The sequence below is a fragment of the Chryseobacterium sp. CBTAP 102 genome (assembly GCF_003201365.1).
Lineage (GTDB): Bacteria > Bacteroidota > Bacteroidia > Flavobacteriales > Weeksellaceae > Chryseobacterium > Chryseobacterium candidae.
In genome coordinates, this window is record NZ_QICX01000001.1 from 53,066 (window position 1) to 74,606 (window position 21,541).

Sequence of the window (21,541 nt, forward strand, 5' to 3'; positions counted from 1 at the left end):
ATAAAAAATGGAGCCTTATCAATTTAAGACTCCATTTTATTGAAAATATTTATATGACTGAAATACTAATTGGTTTTCTTATTCCATTCTGCCTTTACATCTTCTGCCGCATCTTTGGTTTTTTCCCATGCTTCATCTGCTTTATCTTTGATATCCTCCCAGGCATCGGATACATTAGCTTTTACCCTGTCTAGCCAGTCTTCCTGGCTGGCTTCCTGATCATTGTTCCTCTTCTCATTGATATAATCTTTAGCCTTGTCTGCCAATTCATTGATTTTCCATTGGGCTTTGTCCGTTGCATTCTGTAAAGAATTTTCTACATTGTTTACTGCATTTTCCGCTTTGTTGTATTCTGAATTGTTCATAATAGTATAAATTTTAGTTTGGTATCAATAAATAAACAATAACCATTCCTAAAACTAAACACCTGTGTTAAACTTTTCATAATGTTTTGTTATATTCTTTCAAAATCGGTAGTAACTTTAACCTGTAAAATATGATAATTATGGAAAAAATCCGTTGTGCTTGGTGTGAAAAAGATGACCTCTACAGGAAGTATCATGATGAAGAATGGGGAAAACCAGTTCATGATGATGAAACAATATTTGAATTTCTGATTCTGGAGAGTTTTCAGGCTGGCCTGAGCTGGTATACTATTTTGTCTAAAAGGGAAAATTTCAGAAAAGCTTTTGATCATTTTGATTATAAAAAGGTAGCTGTCTATTCGGATAAAAAGATTGAGGAATTAATGAATGATCCCGGAATTATCAGAAACACACTTAAAATTCTGTCAGCAGTTACCAATGCTCAAAAATTTATAGAAGTTCAGAAGGAGTTTGGAAGCTTTTCCAATTATATCTGGAATTTTATTGGTGGGAAACCAATTGATAATCACCCTGAAAAGCTGTCCGATATTCCTGCCACAACAGAGATCTCTGATCTTATTTCCGGTGAGCTTAAAAAAAGAGGATTCAAATTCGTAGGATCTACAGTTATTTATGCCCATATGCAGGCTACCGGAATGGTTAATGATCACATAAAAGAATGTTTTACCCGGGGAAAATAGTTGCTTTTTATTCAGAATTTAGTGAAGTTTATTGTTAATTATATAATTTTAATAATTAAGCGTATTTAAATACCTCGTGGGCTTGCCCCGGGGATTACTTATTTGAATTTTGTTTGAATAAGATATTGTACACGGGTAAATAGACTATTTTTGTGTTATTAAAAAATGAAAATCTTCTCTGAAATATGAAGAAAATAGGAATTATAGGGTATGGATGGCTGGGAGAGAGAATAGCATCCTCCTTATCCGGAAAATACGTTTTATCAGCAACAACCACAACAGAAAACAAAGCAGATCAGCTGAATAATAAAGGAATCCATACGGTAATAGCTTCTTTCCCGGATTATCAGCTCACAGAGCCTTATTCTCAATGGTCAGATATTGAAAATATTGATGTTTTGATTATTACAGTCCATATTTCTGAAAAAAGATGCTGTGTAAGCTCTTTGTACAACCGGATTCAGAATTTGTCATCATTTATCGGAGATTTTAAAGGACAGATGTTCCTCATGAGTTCTACGGGTGTTTATCCAGATTTTCCCAAAGAATTTACAGAAGAAGATATTCCTTGGGAGAATGTACCGGGTGAAAGAATGCTGAGAAATAAATATCCGCAGCTTAATATTTTAAGGCTTGGTGGTCTGATGGGGGATAACAGACTTTTGAAAAACTATAATATTAGTAATCTGGATCATGCGGTAAATCATATTCATTATGCAGATATCAGCGGGATTATTTCTGAAATGATTGAAAAGAAAACTCAATCAAAACTATATAATGTTACAGCTCCCATTCATCCGGCAAAAAGTCAGGTGATTAATGCTCAGAAAAATATAACGGAAGATGAAGAGCTTGAGGTGAAAGGGAAGAAGGTTCTGTCTTCAAAGTTGGTTTCAGAGCTGAACTATGTATTTCAGTATCCGGATCCGAGAACGTTTCATTTGTAATACCTGATTTATTTTGCCTCCAGAATTTCTTTAAACCCCTTTGTCACTCTGCAGGAATCTCTATGTTATTTTTAAAAACCGGTATTTGGAAATCGGAATGGAAAGCTGGATGGATAAGAAACAAAAAACTCCGGAAACTGTTTCCGGAGTTTTTATCTATATAAATAAAATAATTACTTAATAATTCTTTCCAATACCCATTCAATAAGGTTTTTCTCAGAAGCATGGTGGTCTGCGGAGAATTCTCCACGTCTTCTGTTGGCAATAACGTTGTTTACGGTAATGGCTTTGTGTCCTAATAATTTTGAAAGAGCATAGATCGCAGAGGTTTCCATTTCGAAATTGGTAATTCCCAGGTCATTTAATGTTTCCAGGAATTGATCATCTACTGCCTTTAAACGAAGCTGTCTTCCTTGTGGAGCATAGAATCCCGGGAATGTTGCCGTATTTCCGTGGTATTTGGCATCTTTGTAATATTCTCCCATTTCTTCTGCCCAGTCTGAGAAATAAAGCATTGGCTTGATTCTTTCGTAAGGGAATTTTTCCATAAAGCTTTTAGAAAACTCATTTTCGAAGTTGTAATCCTGATAGAAGTGCATCAGTCCGTCCAAACCTACAACATTCTGAGTAACCAGCATATTGTCTACCTGTACATCCGGGTTTACGCTTCCACAAGTTCCCATACGGAAAAGCTCCAGAGCTTTGTGTTCAGTCTTGAATTCTTTGTTTTGAAGGTCAATGTTCACCAAAGCATCCAGTTCATTCATTACGATATCGATGTTTTCAGTTCCGATACCGGTAGACATTACGGTAATTCTTTCTCCACGAAGCGTTCCTGTATGCGTATAAAATTCTCTTTTATTTTTTTTGATTTCTACGGTATCAAAGTATTTTGAAACTTTTGCCACTCTGTCAGGATCACCTACAAGGATGATTTTGTCAGCAATATCTTCAGGTAAAAGATTCAGATGGTATACACTTCCGTCTTCATTCAGAACAAGTTCTGAGGCAGCAAGTTTGTTTAGCATAATATGTATATTTTTTTGTTTTTGATGTGTTGAATTTAAATTAAAAATATCCTCTCCCAATAATCTCCCGCCATTATTTTTTTCGGTATTTCGAAGAACCGTTTCTTTAGAATAATGAATTTGATTTCGGGGTTTAAAATTAGTAAAAAATATGTTATCAGAAATATAAACATTATTTAATCTGCTATTAAAACTGAGATAACATCAGATCAATACTTTTGCCGCTAAAAATTCATGAGAGCTTATCCACTGCTTGTAATTGTCCTTCTGATAGCATTTGCAGTAATGTCTTTTAATCCTGTTTATAAAGGAAAAGAAAGCGAAAATACATTTATCAATAAAGGGTTGTCTAACTTTAAAACGAAGCTTGAACAGCTGAAATCAGATGTTGATAAGTTCTCTGAAGACCGTATTTCTATAGAAGAACTGCAGAAATCCCTGAGCAGTACAAGAAACTCATTCAAAGAAATAGAATTCTACATTGCTTACCATTATCCGGAATTTACAAAAACCCACCTTAACGCAGCGCCATTGTTCCATATTGAAGCAGCGGGAACATCCGCATATACACTTCCTCCTGAAGGATTGCAGGTGCTTGATGAACTGATATTTTCAGAAGAGGCAGGAAACGAGAAAGAAAAGATCAAAACCATTACCGCCTTTTTATACAACAGTTATTCCAGATTTTATCTAAGTGCTTTAAAAAATGGATTGAGCAAAGGAAACAACAAAACATTGCCTTTACGTGTAGAGCTGATCAGGATCTACTCGCTTGGAGTCTCAGGCTTTGATACACCGGGTTCTCTTAATATTTCTGAGGAGACAAGCCATGCTCTTTCGGGAATGCAGAAGTATATTAATGATGATCTTTATTTTAAAAATTATAATACTCAGAAAGCCAATCAAACTTTAACAGAAGCAATTAATTACCTTTCAAAAAATACCGATTTTGAAACCTTTGACAGGATTGAGTTTTATAAAAAATATATACAGCCTTTATATGAAGAGTTGGGGAAATGGGACGGAAGACCGGACGATCTTAAAGAATTTTCAGGCTGGAATGCGGGCAGCAAAAACTTTTTCAGCAGCAACTTTTTAGATCCTTATTTTTATACTTTACTGAAGTCCCCGGAAGATAACCCGGAACTCCGTAAACTAGGAAAATCTATTTTCTATGATCAGAACTTAAGCGGTAACGGGAAAATGAGCTGTGCAACCTGCCACCTTCAGGAAAATGCTTTTACAGATCTTAAAGCAAAATCACAAAGCAATGTAGAAGGGAAGACGGTTCTGAGGAATTCTCCCTCTCTGTATAATGCTGTTTTTGCCAAAAGATTTTTCTATGATCTTCGTGCCTTTTACCTTGAGCAGCAGGCAGAACATGTCATCTATAATGAGCAGGAATTCAATACAAGCTATGAAAGCATTATTCAGAAATTAAAAACAAAACCAGAATATAGAAAAGCATTCCGAAATGCCTTCAAAGATGGCAGAATAAGCAAAGAAAACTTTTCAAAAGCTTTAAGTTCTTACGTGGCTTCACTCTATTCATTTGACAGCGATTTTGACCGTTTTATGAGGAATGAAAACAATGTTTCCGATGATGTGAAAAAAGGATTCAACCTGTTTATGGGAAAGGCCAATTGTGCAACCTGTCATTTTGCACCCACTTTTTCCGGATTGGTACCTCCGTTTTTTAATGAAAATGAATCCGAAGTACTGGGAATAACTACCAGACCCATCAAACAGCTTCCTGTGGAACTTGACAAAGATTTGGGAAGAGGAAACAGCCCGGTAAAAAAAGAAAAATCATGGATTTATGATTACTCTTTCAAAACAGTAACCGTTAGAAATATTGCGCTTACAAAACCTTATTTCCATAACGGAGCTTTCAACACCCTGGAAGATGTTCTCGACTTTTATAATGAAGGCGGCGGAGAAGGATTAGGATTAAAAATTAAAAACCAGACGCTGGCACCGGATAAATTAAACCTCAACGAAAAAGAAAAGAAGCAGATTATCGCCTTTCTGAATGCTCTTACGGATGTGAGTAAAGCGAAGTAGGTGGAGTTTGAGGGTTTGAGGGTTTGAGAGTGAGAAGATGGAGATTCGGGGTTTCGGGTTTCTGAAGACCGGGATTCGGTAGGAATGATATGGTTTTAATAAAAAACAGGCTAAATTTTGAAACTTATATAGATGTGATCTATGAAGGTTTCAAAATTTAGCCTAAAGCTTTACAGATTGGCTCAACCTGTCTTTTTATTTGTTTTGATCAGCTTTTCCAGCTTATCAATCATTTCCTGCTGTTGTTTTAGCATACGCTCATAAAGTTCAACCATTTTGTCAAGGGGATTGAATGTGGGTTGGTTATTAAAAAAGGCTGGTTGTTGACAATTATCAAAAGAGGCTGTATTAGAAATAATGTTTATCGCTTGTTCTTCATCAAAATTCTCAATCGCTTCTGCCGGAACCTTCAAAATCTGAGCTACCTGCACCAAAACATCAGACTCTACAATTTCTTTTTGTTCCAAAAGAGAGACTTTCTTCTGATTCCAGTCGTCACCTAATTCAAAAGCTAAAGCTTCCTGTTTGATACCAAGCATTTCACGGAAACGTTTAATATTTCTGCCCTGATGTATTTTTTTGTTTTGCATAGCTGTGTCAATCATAATAACAAATATAAAGTTTTAAGAGATAAGAATAAAACTCGTTTTTAAAATAAATTATCTTCTAAAATACTCATGTTTCGAATAAAAATTTCTCTTTTCTGGCAGATTTATCGTGTTAAATAGATCTTGTTTGGTAACAATTAGTAAATAAAATAATTGCATTTCGCTCCCAACCCGAGATCCCGCACCTCGTATCCCGGATTACTTAACACAAAATTAATCCCATTAACATTAGGTTTTTGATAAGTTAATATTGGGTGATTTAGATTTAAAATCCTATTAACAGAGGAAAAGTTCTAAAAAAATAGTTTTGCAAAGTCTAATAAATAAAATAAAAAATGAAGAAAAAATTACTCACAGTGGGAGCGTTGGCCATACTGGCCGGTTCTGGTATTCAGGCGCAGACTCTGATATTCAATAAGAATGCGTCATGGAAGTATAAAGATAATAACCAGGCTCAGCCGGCAGGATGGAATGCTGCAACATATGATATTTCAACCTGGACAACCGGAAACGGTCCCTTAGGATATGGAGATCCGGTAACGACTACCATCAATTCCGGGCTTACTACAGCTTATTTCGCCAAAGATTTTACAGTAGATCTTTCAACACTTTCCGATACTATGGAACTTGGAGTAATGAGAGACGACGGTATTATTGTATATCTTAACGGAGAAGAAGTTGTAAGAGATAATATGCCTGCAGGTGCTGTTACATTCAATACTTTCTCCAGTACTACTATAGATGGAGCAGCAGAGAGTGTTTATAATATTTTCTCCATTCCAAAATCAAAATTTGTAAACGGTGTCAACAGATTTTCTATTGAATTACACAACAGAAGTACAACCAGCTCAGATTTAAGAATTGATGCTTATCTGAAAACAACCACCAATACAACTACACCTGTAGCTTGTAACGGAACACATATCAGCTGCTTTACTTCAATTGTTCCTACAGCACAAACCAATAAATTAATTATCCCTGCGGAGCATAAATATCAGCTTATTTTAAAAGAAGGAGACAGCTATACTGAAGGAGGAGGAATGGTAGGAGGTCAGAATGACTTTACCGGCTACGTTCCAAAAACAGGAAGCAGTACCAACGGATATCTTTCGGTAAACCATGAAACGAATCCCGGAGGAGTTACCATGGCCGAAATTAATTATAATGCAACTTCAAAGCTTTGGCAGCTGACAAAATCAAGAGCCGTAAGTTTTTCAGATCCAAGTTTGGTACAAACCATCAGAAACTGCTCAGGAGGAATTACGCCATGGGGAACTGTGGTGACAGCTGAAGAATCTGTTACATCTAATGATGTGAATAATGACGGGTACAAAGACTACGGATGGTTAGTGGAAATTGATCCTGCAACAGCACAGGTTATTTCTAAAAATACTGATGGTTCCAAAGGAAAACTTTGGCAGATGGGAATCATGAACCACGAAAATGTAGTAATTAATAATGCAGGAACTATAGCTTACTATGGAGAAGACGGCGGAACTCACATGGTATACAAATATGTAATGGATACTCCCAATGATCTTTCTTCCGGAAATCTTTATGTTTTAAAATTAGATCAGGGATTAACTGCAGCGGGAGATCCGGCAGGAACTACGGCAACATGGGTTCAGGTTCCAAACAAAATGAAAGCAGACCAGAACAATACCGCATCACTTGCACAATCTTTGGGTACAAAATTCAATGGAGTAGAAGACGTGGACATCAGTCCGTTAGACGGAAAGATCTATTTTACAGCCAAAGGATTAGACAGGGTATATCGTCTGCAGGATAACGGAACTACAGCGTCTCAGGTAGAAACATTTGTAGGAGGAGGTTCTTCTGTATATTCTTTCAATACAGCTCAGGGAACGAAGTCTGAAGCCTGGGGAGACGGAAATGACAACCTTACTTTCGATGAACTTGGAAACCTTTGGGTGCTTCAGGATGGAGGTAAAAACTATATCTGGGTTATTGCTCCTGATCATACGCAGGCCAACCCTAAAGTAAGACTATTTGCTTCTATGCCGGCAGGTGCAGAACCTACAGGACTTACATTTACACCAGATCACAAATTTGGTTTCTTCTCTATTCAGCATCCGGATTCAACGATCTCTACCGATGTGGATGCTACAGGGAATACGATTGATTACAGAGGGAAATCGGCAACAATTGTAATTGCCCTTAAAAATAACCTTGGAACTGAAGGAACTTTAGGAACTGTTGATAGCAAAATTGAAGAAAATACAGTAACGGTAGCACCAAACCCAACCTCAGGAATCGTAAAAATCAATTCTGTAAAAGGATTGAAAGATATTTCTGTAACAGCTTACAGCATGGATGGGAAAATCGTTTACACCAAGAAGTTCAACGGAACCAACAAAGCATTGGACCTTGATTTCACACAACAGTTGGAAGGATCGCGAGTTTTGGTTTTAAATATTGAAGCTGAAGGAGGATTCCAGAAAACAGTTAAACTTGTAAAGAAATAAATTATTTATAATTCTTGTCTGTCGGCAGCTTGGGTTGCTGGCAGACCTTTTTTATGTTTATGAAAAAGCTTTTCTTATTGATTTCCATGATCTCCCTTTCACAGGTTAAAGCACAGATTGATCCGGTGAAGTATCCTACGTTTACTAATATTGAAGATGCTTTAAATAGTGAAAAAACAGTCTATAGTATGAGTTTCAGAGAAAAAGGTCTTTTTAACCTTCCTCCTCAGATTGTAAAACTGGATTCATTATTCTTTTTGAATATTATGGCGAATAAGCTTGAGAAAATGGATCACGAACTCTTTGCCCTAAAAGAACTGGAAATATTAAATGTGAATGAAAACAGCATTAAATATATTCCGGATGAGGTAGGCAATCTGAAGAAACTGACTACCTTTTCAATGAATCTGAACAGTCTGACAGGCATTAATCCCAATCTTGCAAAACTTCAGAAATTAAGAGCAGTACATTTTGATGCCAATAATCTAAATACCTTTCCGGAAGTCCTTGTGGAAATTCCCGCACTGGAAGAAATCAATCTTCAGGGAAACCAGATCAGCTTTATTGCAGACAAACTTGATCAGATCAAAAACCTGAAATTTTTGAACCTTTCAGATAATCAGATCAATGATCTTGGAAACCTGTCTTTTCCTGAAAATTTAAAATATCTTGAACTGCAGCAGAACGCTATCATAAAACTCCCTGAGAATCTTTTCAAAGCAAAGAATCTTGAATTTCTGAATGTAAGCGGAAATCATATCACAGAAATTTCACCCAAAGTAAAAGGGCTGAAAAATATCGTCAGCATGAATCTGGCCAATAATAATCTGAAAGATATTCCTGTAGAAATCAAACAACTTAAAAAGCTGAAAACATTGATTCTCACAGGAAATCCTATAGAAAAATCTACCATTGAGATTTTAAAAACCTTACTGCCGGAAACCCAGATCTATTTCTAGAACTATCCGCCAACACGTTTGGTTTTATATCCCATTTCTTTAAGGATATTCATTATTTTATCACGGTTATCTCCCTGAATGATAATCGTTCCATCCTTCTCAGAGCCGCCTATACCCAAGGTGGTTTTTATTTTCTTTGAGATTTTTTTCAGGTCTTCCTCGCTGCCTTCCCAGCCTTCAACAATCGTTACAGGCTTACCATTTCTCCCTTTTTTCTCAAACTTGCATACCAAAGGCTCTTTCTGCTTGAATTGTTCTTCAGGCATCTCAAAATCCTGCTCTTCATGATCAGGAAAAAGATTCTTCAATTGATCTCGTAAATCCATAAAGCAAAATTAAAAAGATTTACTGATTAATAGACTGAAATGAGTAACGAAATTTCAGTTTTTCAATACTGTTAAGATTTTAAACCTTGAGAGAGCTAATTGTATGGAAACAACAAATCAATTAAAACTCAGACATAAGTTTTTATATTTTTGATCGTTATATACAATATATTTAAAAACTAGTATGAAAGCCAGATACATTTTTGCATTTCTTCCTTTAACTTTTGGAATTGCCAAAGCCCAGACAGGATTTTCCACCGATCCATTGAATGCCGTATTTGAAACCAGGGATACCGACTGCTTCTGGAAAGCATTTGACAAGATGGAAACCTCTAAAGAAAACCCGTTTGCAGATTATGTCAAAAACGGATCCCAGGGAGTAAAAGGATTTACGAAATTCAGAATCATCAATGCCGATTCGTTATATTCAAAAGTAAAAAAGAGAAGGGAAGACTATTTGAAAAGCCGCAATGTGCTGGCTGGGATAAAGCAAAAGGAAAAAAAGATAAGAGCGATCTACAGTGCCCTGAAATACTGGTATCCGGAGGCAAAATTCCCACCGATATATTTTGTTTACGGAAGATTCAATTCAGGCGGAACAACCTCTGACGATGGAATTATCATCGGAACTGAAATGCTCAAAAATCTTGACGGCGTTACCGGACTTATTGCCCATGAGCTGATTCATTTCGAACAGAACGCAGAAGGAAAGAATACCTTACTGAAGCAATGTTTGGTAGAAGGCGGAGCAGATTTTATAGGGGAGTTTATCTCCGGAGAACATATCAATCCCGTACCGTTCCAATACGGGGAAACGCATTCTGATCAGTTGTTTAAAGAATTTGTATCCATTCTGAAACAGGAAGAGCAGAAAGACTGGTTGTACGGAGTGAGCAAAAAAGATGATCGCCCCAATGACCTGGGATACTGGATAGGTTACAGAATAACCGAATCTTATTTCAATAAACGCGCAGACAAGCATAAGGCAATTCATGATATCCTGAATATTAAAAATCCATTGCTGTTTCTGAAAGAAAGCGGCTTTCTGGATAGCTATATAAAAGAATATACAAAGAAAAACAATATGAAATTCGATGACTTTTTTAAAGAATAACCAATAGAAGATAAAATTCCAATCTGCGTCATCATTAAAATCTGCTAATAGAAAAACAATAGAGCTTGTAGATCCTCTTGAAGACGCAGATTTTTTATGCCTTTTCATAAAGAAACCGGGGGCAAATAAAATTCAAGAGTCCAAATTCTTCTATTCATAGGAAATTAGGTAAATTTGTCTAACAAAAGTTTTACAAAATGTCGAAAAAAGCAATACTTGCCATTCTTGACGGATGGGGATTGGGAACAAACCCTAACGTTTCTGCAATAGATAAAGCAAACACACCATTCATAGACAGCTGTTACCAAAAATTTCCACACACTACGCTTGAAGCAAGTGGATTGGCTGTTGGGCTGCCTGCAGGGCAAATGGGAAATTCCGAAGTAGGACACATGAACCTGGGAGCCGGAAGAGTAGTATACCAAAATCTGGTAAAGCTGAATATGGCCGTTGAAAATGGAACACTGGGGCAGGAAAAAGTGATCCAGGATGCTTTTGAATATGCTAAAAGGGAAAATAAAAAAGTACACTTTATCGGGTTGGTTTCCAATGGAGGAGTACATTCACATATCAATCACTTAAAAGGATTACTGACCGCTGCAAAAGAGTTCGGACTAAATGAAAATGTTTTTGTTCATGCATTTACCGATGGCAGAGACTGTGATCCGCACTCTGGACTAGGGTTTATCGATGAGCTTCAGAAGCACATGGAAGCTACTACAGGAAAACTGGCAACAGTGGTTGGGAGATACTATGCCATGGATAGAGATAAGAGATGGGAACGTGTAAAACTGGCTTATGATGCCCTTGTAGAAGGAGTAGGCGAGCCGTCAACAGATGCGTTGGCTTCTATTAAAACTTCTTATGATAACAACGTTACCGATGAATTCCTGAAACCCATCATTTTAATGAATACTGAGGCTACAGGAAATGTAGTGCCAGTGGCAAAAATCATTGATAATGACGTAGTGATCTGCTTTAACTTCCGTACAGACAGAGGTAGAGAGATTACAGAAGTTCTTTCTCAGAAAGATTTCCCGGAATATGATATGAAAAAGCTGAATCTTTATTATATCACATTAACGAATTATGATAAAACATTCCAGAATGTACAGGTAGTTTTTGATGAAAATGTACTGACGGAAACCATGGGCGAAATTCTTGAAAAAAATGGAAAAACCCAGATCAGAATCGCAGAAACAGAGAAATATCCACATGTTACTTTCTTCTTCTCAGGAGGAAGAGAACAGGAGTTTGAAGGAGAAAAAAGACTTCTTTGTCCAAGCCCGAAAGATGTTCCCACTTACGACCTGAAACCGGAAATGTCAGCATATGACATTACCAATGCTATCGTACCTGAACTGGAGCAGGGAACCGCTGATTTTGTTTGTTTAAATTTCGCCAATACAGACATGGTAGGGCACACAGGCGTTTTTGAAGCTGCTGTAAAAGCGGCCGAGGTTGTGGATCAGTGTATTGAAAAAGTGGCTGCAGCTGCCTATGAAAATGGCTACGCTGTTTTCATTCTTGCCGACCACGGAAATTCTGATGTTATGATCAACGCAGACGGAACTCCTAATACCCAGCATTCCACAAACCTGGTTCCTTTTATCGTGATGGATAAAGAGCATACATGGAATCTCAAGCCGGGAAAACTTGGCGATGTAGCGCCTACAATCCTTAAAGTAATGGGTGTTGAAATACCAGATGCAATGACAGGAGACGTTTTGGTTAATTAAAATTCAATAATATTATTAAAAAAATGCCGTTATGCTTTAGTAGCGGCATTTTTTATGATTTATGTCAGAAAATGTATGACTTGCATAATTTATTATGCGTTAAATAATAAATAAATCATATCTTTGTTAATTAAAACTGAATAGTAAAATGTATCAAAAGCTTGTTAGGAAAGAAGTAATGGGATTATTGGAAAAGGAAGTAGGTTCTTTTCTTGATAAATTTTTAACGCCAATTGAAAAAATCTGGCAGCCTTCCGATTATTTACCAGATCCTTCAAGTGAAGAATTTAAACATGACTTAGAAGAAATTCAGACTTTTGCCCGCGAAATGCCCTACGATCTTTTTGTAACATTGATTGGTGACTGTATCACAGAAGAAGCTCTTCCTTCTTATGAGTCTTGGTTGATGGGTGTTGACGGAATCAATCAGGAAGAAAAATTAGGCTGGGCGAACTGGGTAAGAGCATGGACCGCAGAGGAAAACAGACACGGAGATTTATTAAACAAATATCTTTATCTGTGCGGAAGAGTAAACATGAGAGAAGTGGAAATCACAACTCAATATCTTATCAATGACGGATTCGATTTGGGAACAAGTATGGACCCCTACAGAAATTTCATTTACACAAGCTTTCAGGAAACAGCTACCAATATCTCTCACAGAAGAGTAGGAACATTGGCAAAACAATCCGGAAACGGGAAATTAGCAAAAATGTGTGGTGTTATTGCTGCAGACGAAGCAAGACACGCTAAAGCGTACAAACATTTCGTAGCAAAAATTTTGGAAGTAGACCCCTCAGAAATGATTCTTGCATTTGAAGATATGATGCGTAAGAAAATTGTAATGCCTGCTCACTTAATGAGACAGTCCGGACAAAAAGCTGGTGAACTTTGGGGACATTTCTCAGATGCTGCACAAAGATGTATGGTCTACACAGGTCAGGATTATATCAATATTATGAAAGACCTTCTAGATGAATGGAAAATTGAGCACGTAAAAGGTCTTACAGAAAAAGCAGAAAAAGCTCAGGAATACCTGATGAAGCTTCCTGCTAGGCTACAGAAGATAACAGACAGAGTTTCCACTCCGGATCTTCAGTTCCAGTTTAGCTGGGTAAAAAGCTAATAAGATCTGTATTATTATTTAAAATATAAAAGTATTGAGTGCCTTTCTTTTTGGCACTCTTTTTATTTCTTATCTTTGCAAAGCTAAAAAAAGAACAAAATGTTAAATAATAAAAAGATTGCTGTTGACTTTGACGGGACTATTGTTGATGACGCTTACCCGGCCATTGGAAAACCGAAAACTTTTGCATTCGAAACTTTAAAAAGACTTCAGTCTGAAGGATTCAGATTGATACTTTGGACATACAGACACGGAAAAACATTAGATGAAGCGGTAGAATTCTGTAAAAAAAACGGAATCGAGTTTTATGCTGTGAACTCAAGCTTTGAAGGAGAAGTTTTTGATCCTGAAAATCAGTCCAGAAAATTGGATGCAGACTGGTTTATCGATGACAGAAATTTAGGAGGATTTCCGGGTTGGGGCGAGATTTACAATATCATTCAGGAAAGAATAGAATTCCGTGTGGAAGGAAAAGAAGTTCTTGCCTATTCAAAACTTAAAAAAGAAAAGAAAAAAGGACTTTTCTGGTAAAATATAACAATTTAGCAGTGTACCAATTTATCAATTAAGATTGTTACACTGATACATTATACATTGGTAAATTAATACAATGATTCAATTAAAAACGATAGACGAATTACGTCTGATGAAGGAGAGTGCCCGTCTGGTTTCGAAAACACTGGGAATGTTGGCAAAAGAAATTAAACCGGGGATTACTACCTTATATTTAGATAAACTGGCCCATGATTTTATTAAAGATCATGGTGCTGAACCTGCATTCTTAGGATACGGAGGATTTCCAAACTCTCTTTGTATATCTCCCAATGAGCAGGTAGTTCATGGTTTCCCAAACAATGATGTAGTAAAAGAAGGAGATGTTCTTTCTGTAGACTGTGGAGTTATTCTGAACGGTTTTGTAGGAGATCATGCCTATACTTTTGAAATTGGGGAAGTAAAGCCTGAAATTAAAAAATTACTGCAGGTTACCAAAGAATCTCTATACAAAGGGATTGAGCAGTGTGTCAGAGGAAAGAGGATCGGAGATATCTCCCATGCGATTCAGGCACATTGTGAAAAAGAAGGATATGGAGTGGTAAGAGAGCTTGTAGGACACGGATTGGGAAGAAAAATGCACGAGGATCCACAGGTTCCTAACTACGGAAGACAGGGAAGCGGAAAAGTGATTAAAGACGGTTTAGCAATTGCAATCGAACCAATGGTTAACATGGGAACTGAAAAAGTGAAGTTCCATAATGACGGATGGACAGTAACTACCTTAGATAACATGCCATCTGCTCACTTCGAGCATGATGTGGCAGTCATCAATGGTAAGCCGGTATTGCTTTCTACATTTGATTATGTATACGAAGCTTTAGGGATTGTAAGTGATGAAGAAAAGCAGTTCCAACTGGATTTTTAATGAAAAAGGTAACGAAGCTTTTACTGAATAAAATTCCTCGCCCTATGCTTATTAAAATGAGTATCTGGGCAAGACCGCTTATTTATCAGTTTTTCAAAGGAGATCAGTTCTTTGATCCTATTGATGGAAGATCTTACAGGAAATTTCTTCCTTACGGATATGGAAAACAAAGAGAAAATGCTCTTTCTCCGGGAACGTTAAGTTTGGAAAGACACCGCCAGATGTGGCTGTATCTTCAGAACGAAACTGATTTTTTCATTAAGAATTATAAAGTTCTCCATATTGCTCCCGAACAGGAATTTTTAAGGAAATTCAAGAGAATGAGCAATCTGAATTATATCTCGGCAGACTTATATTCTCCCATTGTGGATGTGAAGGCCGATATTCTGGATTTACCTTTTGAAAATGACAGTTTTGATATTGTTTTCTGTAACCATGTTCTGGAACACATTGAAGACGATGCAAAAGCAATGAGCGAGCTGTACAGGGTATTGAAACCCGGCGGGTGGGGAATTCTTCAGGTTCCGATGAAAAATTCATTGGAGAAAACCTATGAAGATTTCACAATTAAAGATCCAAAAGAACGTCAGAAACACTTCGGGCAGTACGATCACGTTCGTTGGTACGGAATGGATTATTTTGACCGTTTAAGACAGGCAGGCTTCCAGGTAGAACCGAACTTCTATTCACAGAAATTCTCTGAAGAAGAAATAAAAAAATTCGGGTTAAGGCATAATGAAATCTTACCTGTAGTTTATAAAAAATAAAGCAAAACCCGTTTCAGTAGTTGAAACGGGTTTTTATATGAAGAATGACCAGTAAATGCGTGAATGCTTCTGGAAGTTGATTCTACAAAAGAATATTTGTTTATCTAATCCTCTGAACTTTTGTATACTTTTGCTTCAGGGTAAAATTAAAAATAAGAAAAACATATATTCAGCCATATAAAATAAAAAACCGCCTTCAATACGAAGACGGTTTCCATTTTTAATTATAGATAGAAGTTTGTGCGCTTTTTAATGTGAGGAAGATACAGCCTTTAATCCTACCACAGAGCCAATAAGTGTTACAATAAAAAATACTCTCCAAAAGCTTACAGGATCCTTAAAGAATATAATTCCCATTAAGGCAGTTCCCACTGCTCCGATTCCTGTCCATACCGCATAAGCAGTTCCAATAGGTAGTGTTTGAGTCGCTTTGATCAGCAAAAGCATACTGATTGTCAGTGCGATCAAAAATCCCGCATACCACAGGTACATTTCAGTTCCTGAGGTTTCCTTTGCCTTTCCCAGACATGATGCGAAGGCAACTTCAAATAATCCTGCGATAACTAATATTAACCAATTCATTTTTTAAATTTTTCTAATGCAAATTTCAGAATTTGACAGGAGAAAAAATTTTACAATTGTTAAAAAATGAAGACGGAGGAAAAGATGAAAGCTGGAAGCTGGAAGAAAAAACAGAATATATAATATCAGTATCAATATCAATAGAGGCGGACTTTAGTCCGCTTATAATATAAGAATCATTCCGTTGGCTTTAGCCCAAACATAAATTAAGGATCACAGAATTTTTTAATCATTTAATCCTTCAATTTTTAATCTACTTGATTTCGGCCCGTATCCTACTCAAACTTACCTGAGTAATCCCAAGATACGACGCAATATATCCCAGCTGAACCCTTTTTAGCAGTTCAGGTTGATACGCCATAATATCTTTATAACGTTCCAGAGAAGTTTTGAACTGTCTGGAAATAATCAGTTCTTCAGATTTTATCATTTCTGCTTCTGCCAGCTTTCGTCCCCAGTTGGCAATATGGATATCTTCATTGAACAGTTTTCTTAGGTTTTCTGTTTCCATTCTGTACAGATCACAGTCCTCCAGAAGTTCAATGCTTTCATAGCCGGGTTTGTCCTCCACATAGCTTTTCATCGAGAGAATACACTGTCCCTCGCTTCCGAACCAGAAAGTAATATCATTGTCAGCTGTTGAAGAATAAGCACGTGCGATCCCTTTTCTTATAAAATAAAGATAAGGAATCACTTTATCAGCTTCCATAAGACAAAAACCTTTAGGATGGGAAACTTCACTAATATGCTCTTTTAAGCTGTTTTTTGAGGTTTCAGGAAGAAGGTAAACCTTATCAAGAATCTGGTCTATATTCATAAAGGTGAATTCTAATAGTCAAAAATATCAGTTTTAACTAATGCAATACAAAATTATCCGATAGTTTTTGTAAGAAATATTATTATAAAGATGATCAAAATTATTCCGAATTCAACCTATTTATTGTCAAAATTACAATGGAAAGAACAGTAATTGCTCCATTTGGAGCGGTTGCAAAAATTTAACAAATTTTTGACGGGGTGGTTTGCGCAGCAATCTACTCTCTGTAAATCTCCTTTTCTCATCCCATATTTAGAAATATAACTCTCTTTTTTCCTTTAAAAATTAAGATTAACCGTAAAGACCAATTTTGTTTTACTAACTTTGCAGTTCGTAATATTATTTTTATGCACAAAGCTGGATTTGTAAATATAGTTGGAAAGCCCAATGCGGGAAAATCGACCTTGCTCAATCAATTAATGGGGGAGAAGCTGGCGATTGTAACGCAGAAAGCGCAGACAACCCGTCACAGAATTTTTGGGATTTATAATGAAGATGATCTTCAGATCGTATTTTCTGATACTCCGGGAGTATTGGATCCAAAATACGGACTACAGGAAAAAATGATGGATTTTGTAAAGGACTCTTTGCAGGATGCTGACGTTTTCCTGTTTATTGTAGATGTTACCGATAAAGCAGAACCATCAGAATTTTTAATAGATAAACTGAATAAAATCCCGGTACCTGTTCTTCTTCTTCTTAATAAAGTAGACCAGACGGATCAGGCAGGCCTTGAAAAATTGGTAGAAGAATGGCATAACAGAATTCCTAAGGCTGAAATTTTACCTATTTCTGCATTGAATGCCTTTAATACAGACGTTATTTTACCTAAAATAAAATCTTTACTTCCTGAAAACCCTCCTTACTACGATAAGGATCAGTATACAGATAAACCTGAAAGATTTTTTGTTAATGAGGCTATTCGTGAGAAAATTCTCTTGAATTATGATAAAGAAATTCCATACTCTGTAGAAGTAGTGACTGAACAGTTCAAAGAGAAAGAAGGAATTATCTTTATAGACTCTATTATTTATGTAGAAAGAGATACTCAGAAAGGAATTATTATCGGTCATAAAGGAGAAGCTATCAAAAAAGTTGGAACAGAAGCCAGAATAGACCTTGAAAAGTTTTTCACCAAAAAAATTCACTTAAACCTTTTTGTAAAAGTGAAAAAAGACTGGAGAAAGAACGACAGAGATCTTAAAAATTTCGGTTACAGATAGACTAAAATAGCCTGTAATCCCATTATATTAACAGATTTTTTAGTACCTTAGTGTAAATTTTTTAGTACATGAACTATAATAATTCAAATTTCAGCTCAATACCTAAAGATATTATTTTACTGGCTGTGAGAGTGTTTGTTGGTTTTGCCATGCTTTCTCATGGTTTTCCAAAGCTTCAGATGCTATTGGCAGGTGGTAAAATTGAGTTTTTTGATTTTATGGGATTAGGACCGCAGGTATCTCTGATTCTGACGGTTTTTGCTGAGTTTGTATGTTCAATACTACTGATATTAGGACTTTTTACAAGAATTTCTCTGGGATTTCTGATCTTTACCATGATCATTGCTGCTTTTGTAGTACATGGAGCAGATCCATTCGAAAAAAGAGAAATGAGCCTTATCTATCTTTCCGTTTATCTTTTGCTTATGGTAATTGGGGCTGGAAAATTTTCAGTAGATCATATGATTGAAAGAAGAAAAAGAGCTTCAGACTGGTAATTTTACAACAATACAAAATAAAGAAGGCACTTCATTTCGTGAAGTGCCTTTTCTGTTATTAATAATTGCACTGTGGTAAGCATTTTCAGATCAGAGCTCTGTTTTCATCTCTTACTCTGCAAGCCATCAAACCGTTATCACATAACGGAGCATTTCCTCCGTTGATCATTTTTTTTAATTTCTCATATTATTATTTGTAAGATAAACAATATAAAAAAAGAAATATGACACTAAAAGGAGTCTTATTTTCAGTGTTAAAATTCTTTTAAAATTCACTACATTCGTAGAAAATGAATTTTTTATGAAGATAAAACTGACTATTTGCCTTCTGGCATTTCTCAATTTTTATGATGCACAGGAAAATATTACGTATCAAAAACCTTCTGCTGAGATCTTAAAGCTGGCAGATTATGACAGACCTCCGGGTGTTTTGATGAACAGCAAAAAAGACTGGGTAGTTTTTACCTATCGTCCAACATATAAAACATTGGAAGATCTCAGCCAGCAGGAAATGAAACTTGGAGGACTAAGAATCAATCCGGTGACTAATATTTCTAGCACTGCAACTTATTCAAATAATCTGAAGATCAGAAAAATCAATGATAAAAATGAAATTCAGGTAAAAAATCTGCCATCCAATCCAAAAATTACCTACGTTTCTTTTTCACCGGATGAAAAAAAACTGGCTTTTACCAATACCACTGTTAAAGGAGTAGAACTTTGGGTAGTGGATATGGAAACTGCGTCTGCCAAAAAAATTACAGCAGATAATCTGAATGCCAATCTGGGAATGCCTTATGTATGGTATAATGATTCTCAAAGTTTCCTGATCAGAACACTTCCACAGAACAGAGCTGTTCTTATAGATGCCGCTAAAGATCTTCCTACAGGCCCTATTGTTTCAACAGCAGATGGCAAAGTTTCTCAAAACAGAACGTATCAGGACCTTTTGAAAAATCCTCAGGACGAAAAGAACTTTGAGACCCTTACTGCTTCTGAAATTTATAAGGTAGATCTTACAGGAAATCTTAATAAACTGAAAGATCAGGATATGTATGCCGGCTTAAGTTTTTCTCCGGATGGAAATTACCTGTTGGCTACTATGATCAAAAAACCATTTTCCTATATCGTTCCGCTCAGTAGATTCCCATCCACAACGGTTGTCTATGATATGAAAGGAAATATTGTGAAAACAGTAAATGATGTTCCCTTAAATGAGATCATGCCTAAAGGATTCTCTTCAGTAAGAACCGGGAAAAGAAATATGGGGTGGAGAAGCGACGCGCCTGCAACACTTACCTACGCTGAAGCTTTGGACGGAGGAGATCAGTCTAAAACAGCAGATTTCAGAGATGAGATATTTACATGGGAAGCCCCATTCACAGCAGCACCAAAATCTTTCTTTAAAACCAAGCAGAGATATCAAGATGTAGTCTGGACCAATGATCATTATGCGATTGTTTCTGAAGGCTGGTATGACACAAGAAATACAAAGTCTTACCTGATAGATATTAACAACGGAGAATCTAAAATTTTTGATGACAGAAATTATCAGGATGTATACAGTGATCCGGGAAGATTTAACACAACGAAAAACCAATATGGACGGTATGTAATCGATATGAAAGGAGGAAAAGCTTATCTGATCGGAGATGGATTTACCAAAGACGGACAGCATCCTTTTATTGATGAAATGGATGTAAAATCCCTGAAAAAGAAAAGGCTTTATACTTCCAATATAAAAAACGGTAAGGAAGAAATTATTGATATCCTTAACGCCTCTAAGGGTGAAGTCCTTACGACTCAACAGTCACCAAGCCTTTATCCTAATTATTTCAAAAAAAATATTAAATCTAATAAAGCAGAAGCTGTAACCAACTTTGCCAATCCTTTTGAAAGCATCAAAGATGTTTACAAAGAAGTGATTACTTACAAGAGAAATGATGGCGTTACTTTAACGGGAACTCTTTATCTGCCTGCCAACTACGACAGAAAAGCGAAAAAAGAGAAGCTTCCGTTGCTAATATGGGCTTATCCAACTGAATATAAGGATAAGAATACAGCAGGCCAGAACACACAAAACCCGAATGACTTTACTTTCCCATATTACGGATCTTTTGTGTATTGGACAACGAAAGGATATGCTGTTCTTGATGATGCCGCTTTCCCGATTATCGGTGAAGGAAAAACAGAACCTAATGATACTTTTATTCCCCAGTTGGTTGCCAATGCAGCGGCAGCTATTGATGCGGTAGATCATTTAGGATATATCGACAGAAAGAAAGTGGCTGTAGGAGGACATTCTTATGGTGCATTTATGACGGCAAACCTTCTGACCCATTCTAACCTCTTTGCATGTGGAATTGCAAGAAGTGGTGCTTATAACAGAACGTTGACACCATTCGGGTTCCAGAGTGAGCAGAGAAACTATTGGGATGTTCCGGAAATCTACAACACAATGTCTCCTTTCATGCATGCCGACAAAATGAAGACTCCGCTTCTTCTGATTCACGGTGATGCAGATAATAACCCGGGAACATTTACATTGCAGACTGAAAGATACTTTCAGGCATTGAAAAATCTGGGCGCTCCGGTAAAAATGGTTCTTCTTCCAAAAGAAGCCCACAGTTACCAGGCGAAAGAAAATATCTTACACCTTTTATGGGAGCAGGATCAGTTCCTTGAAAAGTGCTTGAAGAAATAAATAATAAAAGAGACTGTTTCCTATCAACAGTCTCTTTTTTTGATTAAAAAAAATAATAAGGAAGTTGG

Annotated in this window: 20 protein-coding genes; 14 read left to right on the plus strand and 6 right to left on the minus strand. The window is 36.5% G+C overall.

The genetic code is table 11. The annotated features are described in order from the left end of the window. Nucleotides 1-65 precede the first annotated feature (65 nt). Nucleotides 66-365, minus strand: a complete 300-nt coding sequence (locus C8D70_RS00225) for a hypothetical protein (protein ID WP_076594495.1) — start codon at nt 363-365, stop codon at nt 66-68. A gap of 140 nt (nt 366-505) precedes the next feature. Between C8D70_RS00225 and C8D70_RS00230 the strand changes: the two genes are divergently transcribed. Both C8D70_RS00230 and C8D70_RS00235 read left to right on the plus strand, forming a co-directional pair. Further along, complete coding sequence (locus C8D70_RS00230) at nt 506-1,066, plus strand: DNA-3-methyladenine glycosylase I (protein WP_110366001.1); 561 nt, start codon at nt 506-508, stop codon at nt 1,064-1,066. A gap of 185 nt (nt 1,067-1,251) precedes the next feature. Then, nucleotides 1,252-2,013, plus strand: coding sequence for a hypothetical protein (locus tag C8D70_RS00235; RefSeq protein ID WP_110366002.1), 762 nt, complete (start codon nt 1,252-1,254; stop codon nt 2,011-2,013). Between the two features lie 173 nt (nt 2,014-2,186). On the opposite strand, the gene C8D70_RS00240 is transcribed toward C8D70_RS00235, so the two are convergent. Then, nucleotides 2,187-3,041 (minus strand): nucleoside phosphorylase, encoded by an 855-nt coding sequence (locus C8D70_RS00240; protein WP_110366003.1) that lies wholly within the window; start codon nt 3,039-3,041, stop codon nt 2,187-2,189. A 234-nt stretch (nt 3,042-3,275) separates the two neighbouring features. On the opposite strand from C8D70_RS00240, the gene C8D70_RS00245 reads away from it, so the two are divergent. After that, the gene (locus tag C8D70_RS00245; RefSeq protein ID WP_076594499.1) at nt 3,276-5,105 is read left to right on the plus strand and encodes a cytochrome-c peroxidase; all 1,830 of its coding nucleotides are present in this window, start codon (nt 3,276-3,278) and stop codon (nt 5,103-5,105) included. A 182-nt stretch (nt 5,106-5,287) separates the two neighbouring features. Here the strand turns inward: C8D70_RS00245 and C8D70_RS00250 are convergent, their stop codons facing one another. Beyond that, nucleotides 5,288-5,710 carry a helix-turn-helix domain-containing protein gene (locus C8D70_RS00250; protein WP_110366004.1) on the minus strand — a complete coding sequence of 141 codons (423 nt, stop codon included), beginning with the start codon at nt 5,708-5,710 and terminating at the stop codon, nt 5,288-5,290. Between the two features lie 338 nt (nt 5,711-6,048). Between C8D70_RS00250 and C8D70_RS00255 the strand changes: the two genes are divergently transcribed. Both C8D70_RS00255 and C8D70_RS00260 read left to right on the plus strand, forming a co-directional pair. Beyond that, complete coding sequence (locus C8D70_RS00255) at nt 6,049-8,199, plus strand: alkaline phosphatase PhoX (protein ID WP_110366005.1); 2,151 nt, start codon at nt 6,049-6,051, stop codon at nt 8,197-8,199. A gap of 59 nt (nt 8,200-8,258) precedes the next feature. Then, nucleotides 8,259-9,158, plus strand: a complete 900-nt coding sequence (locus tag C8D70_RS00260) for a leucine-rich repeat domain-containing protein (RefSeq protein WP_110366006.1) — start codon at nt 8,259-8,261, stop codon at nt 9,156-9,158. 2 nt (nt 9,159-9,160) lie between these two features. Here C8D70_RS00260 and C8D70_RS00265 read toward each other — a convergent pair whose 3' ends face one another. Further along, nucleotides 9,161-9,484, minus strand: coding sequence for a translation initiation factor (locus C8D70_RS00265; RefSeq protein ID WP_034696743.1), 324 nt, complete (start codon nt 9,482-9,484; stop codon nt 9,161-9,163). A 184-nt stretch (nt 9,485-9,668) separates the two neighbouring features. On the opposite strand from C8D70_RS00265, the gene C8D70_RS00270 reads away from it, so the two are divergent. The 6 genes from C8D70_RS00270 to C8D70_RS00295 all read left to right on the plus strand — a co-directional run bounded on the left by C8D70_RS00270 (nt 9,669) and on the right by C8D70_RS00295 (nt 15,650). Then, nucleotides 9,669-10,598 carry a DUF2268 domain-containing putative Zn-dependent protease gene (locus C8D70_RS00270; RefSeq protein WP_110366007.1) on the plus strand — a complete coding sequence of 310 codons (930 nt, stop codon included), beginning with the start codon at nt 9,669-9,671 and terminating at the stop codon, nt 10,596-10,598. A gap of 197 nt (nt 10,599-10,795) precedes the next feature. Then, nucleotides 10,796-12,337: a 2,3-bisphosphoglycerate-independent phosphoglycerate mutase gene (gene gpmI, locus C8D70_RS00275; RefSeq protein WP_110366008.1), complete on the plus strand. Its 1,542-nt coding sequence runs from the start codon at nt 10,796-10,798 to the stop codon at nt 12,335-12,337. A 148-nt stretch (nt 12,338-12,485) separates the two neighbouring features. Beyond that, the gene (locus tag C8D70_RS00280; protein WP_047431293.1) at nt 12,486-13,463 is read left to right on the plus strand and encodes an acyl-ACP desaturase; all 978 of its coding nucleotides are present in this window, start codon (nt 12,486-12,488) and stop codon (nt 13,461-13,463) included. 99 nt (nt 13,464-13,562) lie between these two features. Further along, nucleotides 13,563-13,994, plus strand: a complete 432-nt coding sequence (locus C8D70_RS00285; RefSeq protein WP_062670258.1) for a BT0820 family HAD-type phosphatase — start codon at nt 13,563-13,565, stop codon at nt 13,992-13,994. A gap of 79 nt (nt 13,995-14,073) precedes the next feature. Then, nucleotides 14,074-14,883, plus strand: a complete 810-nt coding sequence (map, locus tag C8D70_RS00290) for a type I methionyl aminopeptidase (protein ID WP_110366009.1) — start codon at nt 14,074-14,076, stop codon at nt 14,881-14,883. Then, nucleotides 14,883-15,650: a class I SAM-dependent methyltransferase gene (locus C8D70_RS00295; protein ID WP_076594506.1), complete on the plus strand. Its 768-nt coding sequence runs from the start codon at nt 14,883-14,885 to the stop codon at nt 15,648-15,650. Before map ends, C8D70_RS00295 begins: the two co-directional genes overlap by 1 nt. Nucleotides 15,651-15,899: 249 nt before the next feature. On the opposite strand, the gene C8D70_RS00300 is transcribed toward C8D70_RS00295, so the two are convergent. Both C8D70_RS00300 and C8D70_RS00305 read right to left on the minus strand, forming a co-directional pair. Further along, entirely contained in the window at nt 15,900-16,232 is a 333-nt protein-coding gene (locus C8D70_RS00300; protein ID WP_110366010.1) for a DMT family transporter, read from the minus strand. Nucleotides 16,233-16,485: 253 nt separating this feature from the next. Continuing rightward, nucleotides 16,486-17,049 carry a Crp/Fnr family transcriptional regulator gene (locus tag C8D70_RS00305; RefSeq protein ID WP_076594508.1) on the minus strand — a complete coding sequence of 188 codons (564 nt, stop codon included), beginning with the start codon at nt 17,047-17,049 and terminating at the stop codon, nt 16,486-16,488. 347 nt (nt 17,050-17,396) lie between these two features. Here C8D70_RS00305 and era point away from each other — a divergent pair, with 347 nt between their 5' ends. The 3 genes from era to C8D70_RS00320 all read left to right on the plus strand — a co-directional run bounded on the left by era (nt 17,397) and on the right by C8D70_RS00320 (nt 21,473). Continuing rightward, nucleotides 17,397-18,272, plus strand: a complete 876-nt coding sequence (era, locus tag C8D70_RS00310; RefSeq protein ID WP_076594509.1) for a GTPase Era — start codon at nt 17,397-17,399, stop codon at nt 18,270-18,272. Between the two features lie 68 nt (nt 18,273-18,340). After that, nucleotides 18,341-18,769 (plus strand): DoxX family protein, encoded by a 429-nt coding sequence (locus C8D70_RS00315; RefSeq protein WP_110366011.1) that lies wholly within the window; start codon nt 18,341-18,343, stop codon nt 18,767-18,769. A gap of 301 nt (nt 18,770-19,070) precedes the next feature. Further along, on the plus strand, nt 19,071-21,473 hold the full coding sequence (locus C8D70_RS00320; RefSeq protein ID WP_110366012.1) for an alpha/beta hydrolase family protein: 2,403 nt from the start codon (nt 19,071-19,073) through the stop codon (nt 21,471-21,473). Nucleotides 21,474-21,541 lie beyond the last annotated feature (68 nt).

Excerpts from the sequence above, each read along its gene's own strand:
- C8D70_RS00235 (WP_110366002.1), top strand. The coding sequence starts at position 1,252 with ATGAAGAAAATAGGAATTATAGGGTATGGATGGCTGGGAGAGAGAATA.
- gpmI (WP_110366008.1), top strand. The coding sequence starts at position 10,796 with ATGTCGAAAAAAGCAATACTTGCCATTCTTGACGGATGGGGATTGGGA.
- C8D70_RS00300 (WP_110366010.1), bottom strand. The coding sequence starts at position 16,232 with ATGAATTGGTTAATATTAGTTATCGCAGGATTATTTGAAGTTGCCTTC.
- era (WP_076594509.1), top strand. The coding sequence starts at position 17,397 with ATGCACAAAGCTGGATTTGTAAATATAGTTGGAAAGCCCAATGCGGGA.
- C8D70_RS00255 (WP_110366005.1), top strand. The coding sequence starts at position 6,049 with ATGAAGAAAAAATTACTCACAGTGGGAGCGTTGGCCATACTGGCCGGT.
- C8D70_RS00230 (WP_110366001.1), top strand. The coding sequence starts at position 506 with ATGGAAAAAATCCGTTGTGCTTGGTGTGAAAAAGATGACCTCTACAGG.
- C8D70_RS00225 (WP_076594495.1), bottom strand. The coding sequence starts at position 365 with ATGAACAATTCAGAATACAACAAAGCGGAAAATGCAGTAAACAATGTA.
- C8D70_RS00295 (WP_076594506.1), top strand. The coding sequence starts at position 14,883 with ATGAAAAAGGTAACGAAGCTTTTACTGAATAAAATTCCTCGCCCTATG.
- C8D70_RS00260 (WP_110366006.1), top strand. The coding sequence starts at position 8,259 with ATGAAAAAGCTTTTCTTATTGATTTCCATGATCTCCCTTTCACAGGTT.
- C8D70_RS00270 (WP_110366007.1), top strand. The coding sequence starts at position 9,669 with ATGAAAGCCAGATACATTTTTGCATTTCTTCCTTTAACTTTTGGAATT.
- C8D70_RS00250 (WP_110366004.1), bottom strand. The coding sequence starts at position 5,710 with ATGATTGACACAGCTATGCAAAACAAAAAAATACATCAGGGCAGAAAT.
- C8D70_RS00315 (WP_110366011.1), top strand. The coding sequence starts at position 18,341 with ATGAACTATAATAATTCAAATTTCAGCTCAATACCTAAAGATATTATT.
- C8D70_RS00305 (WP_076594508.1), bottom strand. The coding sequence starts at position 17,049 with ATGAATATAGACCAGATTCTTGATAAGGTTTACCTTCTTCCTGAAACC.
- C8D70_RS00265 (WP_034696743.1), bottom strand. The coding sequence starts at position 9,484 with ATGGATTTACGAGATCAATTGAAGAATCTTTTTCCTGATCATGAAGAG.
- C8D70_RS00245 (WP_076594499.1), top strand. The coding sequence starts at position 3,276 with ATGAGAGCTTATCCACTGCTTGTAATTGTCCTTCTGATAGCATTTGCA.
- C8D70_RS00320 (WP_110366012.1), top strand. The coding sequence starts at position 19,071 with ATGAAGATAAAACTGACTATTTGCCTTCTGGCATTTCTCAATTTTTAT.
- C8D70_RS00285 (WP_062670258.1), top strand. The coding sequence starts at position 13,563 with ATGTTAAATAATAAAAAGATTGCTGTTGACTTTGACGGGACTATTGTT.
- C8D70_RS00240 (WP_110366003.1), bottom strand. The coding sequence starts at position 3,041 with ATGCTAAACAAACTTGCTGCCTCAGAACTTGTTCTGAATGAAGACGGA.
- map (WP_110366009.1), top strand. The coding sequence starts at position 14,074 with ATGATTCAATTAAAAACGATAGACGAATTACGTCTGATGAAGGAGAGT.
- C8D70_RS00280 (WP_047431293.1), top strand. The coding sequence starts at position 12,486 with ATGTATCAAAAGCTTGTTAGGAAAGAAGTAATGGGATTATTGGAAAAG.